Below are 2,648 nucleotides of genomic sequence, written 5' to 3'. Positions count from 1 at the left end.
GGTTGGTATTTTCTTGTTGTAAACATAACCATGAATTTTACAAAGTGAAACACTCTCAACTCCAGGATGCTTAAACATTCTCATATTTTAATGATGAATTACTTCAGGAAAACTTTAAAAGTATAGAAGTGTATTGCATTGGGGGGATTATAAACTATTAGGGACTGGTGAGTGCTTAATCTAAAACACATATTATTATTTTCTTATGTAGAACTTATTTTTGTTTGTTTAAAGAAGCGTATTTGAAATTCTATAACTCCCCCTTTTTTTAAGGAGGAGTTATGATTAACTGGCTTTAATCCACGGGTATTAAGCCTAATCTGGCATTTTTATAAGAGTACAAAACTTTTAATGTGGATAGTCTGTTTCATCATCAGCCCCACCAACAGGATTCTGTTGGGAGGTTTTAATCGTCGGGGCTAATTGAGAGGGTGCGGAAGCAGGAACCTCTTGTGATGAGTTTGTTACAGTAGATTGAGGGTTCGGAAGGCTAACACTATTTATAGGTGCTTCCTGAGTTACAGGTGGTTGAGTTGTTATAGGTGCAGTGCTCACGGATGGATTATCTGTCGATACTGGAGGAGGGGCAGACTGGCTTAGTTGACCTTGCTCAATAGGAACAGTGCCACCGTTAACACCTACAACTTTATCTCTGGTTTCATTCCATTTTTTTACTGTGTTGTCTTTGGCAAGCTCAGCCTGTTCAGAAGCATATACTTTGGCATCTTGTGCAGTATCTTTAGTTTTACTGGTAAGTTTGCTAATACCACGTTCAGTGGCATCACCTACACGTTTTGCAGTTTGACCTGCTTTATAACCCAAAACACGAAAAATGTTGGGATTGTCACCATATGGAGGTGGTGTTTTTACAGGAGGAGTTGTTTGCGCATAGAGCGGTGCGCATGCAAATATGCAACTGGCTAAAAAAGTAGTTTTCAGTAATTTCATCTATTTTTCTTCCTCTTATCTTCTAAGGGAATATCCCCAATATCGGTTTTGCTCATATTAATGGGCAATGCTGGCATTTTGGCATTTTGTGATGAAAATGCTACAGCAAGCTACAACTAAAAACATTAGCTGGAGAAATTTTGTAGATTTAAAAGGTGCAGACATTTTTTAATTTTTATATTAAAAACACAAGATCTCCTGATTGTGACTGAAGATCTTGTAACATATTTAAAGGCATTTTTCTAAATTTGTTTTAGAGAAGTTTTTGGCTAGTGATGCAAAGTTTGCTCGCTTTTCAGCATCATTGATATCAAAAACGGTTTGCTTGTTTTCCACCTCGGCATCAACATTTGAAAATGCTGAAATGAGTTGATCACCTTTAAATATCCAGTGCTCGGTTGCTTTACCTGTTTCAAAGTTACCTGTAAATTCGATCACGCAGTTGTCACGTTGTTTGATCAAACGAGCCAGGTTGTGTTTAGTCGCAGGTTCAGCTTTGATGTTTTTGCGTTGTTCTAAAACAACAGGTGCGTTTGGATTAGTTGGTATGGTTGAGCAGGCGGTAAGTGTTACAACCGTTACTAAGCTTGAAAACAAGATTGTTTTTTTGAACATGAAGAACATCTTTCAAAGTATTTGGTTTTTTTAGTATATGGTAAAAAACTGACTTAAAAAAATTTTTTAATTTAAATAAATGTATAAATTTTATAATCATAGGTGAAAGTAGAATGTAATTATCATATGTACTTTGAGTCGGATTTTTATAGATTATTCTGGAAAAGATCGACTAAATGCAGATCTTTTCCAGATATATAATTTATTGTTCGAGAACAAAGACAGTGTTTTGCAGCACTTGTCCTTTAGTTGTTTTCAATACACCAATACAAAGATTATCTGGCGCATCTATAAAATAGTAGCTGTTAAAACCATTCGCAAGTTTACATGTCTTTTGCTTGGTTTCACTGAATACCTCGAAGTTTAATTGGTGCTGGGCATCCAATACTAAAACCTTTGATAATGTATCAAAGGCAATATTGGCAGATTTCAAGAACATTTCATTATTATTTGCATCCCAGTCAGATAATGGTGCTTTTTGGTTGTTGACGTAGTGATAAAAGCGTTTGATTGAAGAATTTCCATCAGCTGAATTTTTAAATTGAGATTTAAGTGCAAATGCTACATAGACATTTGGTTTATCTCTGAAAGAAATTCTTGAATAGGGGACAACTTTTATCTCAGATGGCTGATTTGGTGAGATAACTTTTAAGGAAGAATCAATCTGGTAGGATTGGAGGGCATTGGTTATTTTTGAATTTACAAGATCATCAAATTTAATTGCACGTTTTAGATTGCTTTTAGAAACTGCTGATCCATTTGCTTTTTTATCAATGGCTGTGGCGACGCCAACACCAATCAGCCCAAACATACCCGAAGTAGGAGATGCAAGTGCATTGCTTGCATCTCCTACAGTAATCTGGCTCCCTTCGATAAAGTAATCTCCACCTCCAGATTCAGTCATTGCTGAAATTTGCTCAGAAGATACAGAGATTGTAGAGCGGCTACCTGCTGTTGGATATTTAATAGATTTGGTTGTAGAACATCCGGAAAGAATGACAACACTTGTTGTTAATAAGAGGAGAATTTTATTCATTTAGAAATAAACCTAAAAAATTTACTGTTTACTTGTTCAAGTTATACAG

At 35.6% G+C, this 2,648-nt stretch carries 3 protein-coding genes; all 3 read right to left on the bottom strand.

The window, feature by feature from the left end; all coding sequences use genetic code 11:
- Positions 1-348: 348 nt before the first annotated feature.
- The 3 genes from KPC_RS18970 to KPC_RS18960 all read right to left on the bottom strand — a co-directional run bounded on the left by KPC_RS18970 (position 349) and on the right by KPC_RS18960 (position 2,599).
- The gene (locus KPC_RS18970; protein ID WP_121975880.1) at positions 349-948 is read right to left on the bottom strand and encodes a RodZ family helix-turn-helix domain-containing protein; all 600 of its coding nucleotides are present in this window, start codon (positions 946-948) and stop codon (positions 349-351) included.
- 228 nt (positions 949-1,176) lie between these two features.
- Entirely contained in the window at positions 1,177-1,563 is a 387-nt protein-coding gene (locus KPC_RS18965; protein ID WP_121975879.1) for a hypothetical protein, read from the bottom strand.
- A gap of 202 nt (positions 1,564-1,765) precedes the next feature.
- Positions 1,766-2,599 carry a hypothetical protein gene (locus tag KPC_RS18960; protein WP_121975878.1) on the bottom strand — a complete coding sequence of 278 codons (834 nt, stop codon included), beginning with the start codon at positions 2,597-2,599 and terminating at the stop codon, positions 1,766-1,768.
- Between the last annotated feature and the right edge of the window lie 49 nt (positions 2,600-2,648).

The organism is Acinetobacter stercoris (assembly GCF_900323515.1).
In the GTDB taxonomy this organism is placed as follows: Bacteria; Pseudomonadota; Gammaproteobacteria; order Pseudomonadales; family Moraxellaceae; genus Acinetobacter; species Acinetobacter stercoris.
Note: the sequence above shows the minus strand (reverse complement) of the source record. Positions and strands in the feature narration are given on the sequence as shown.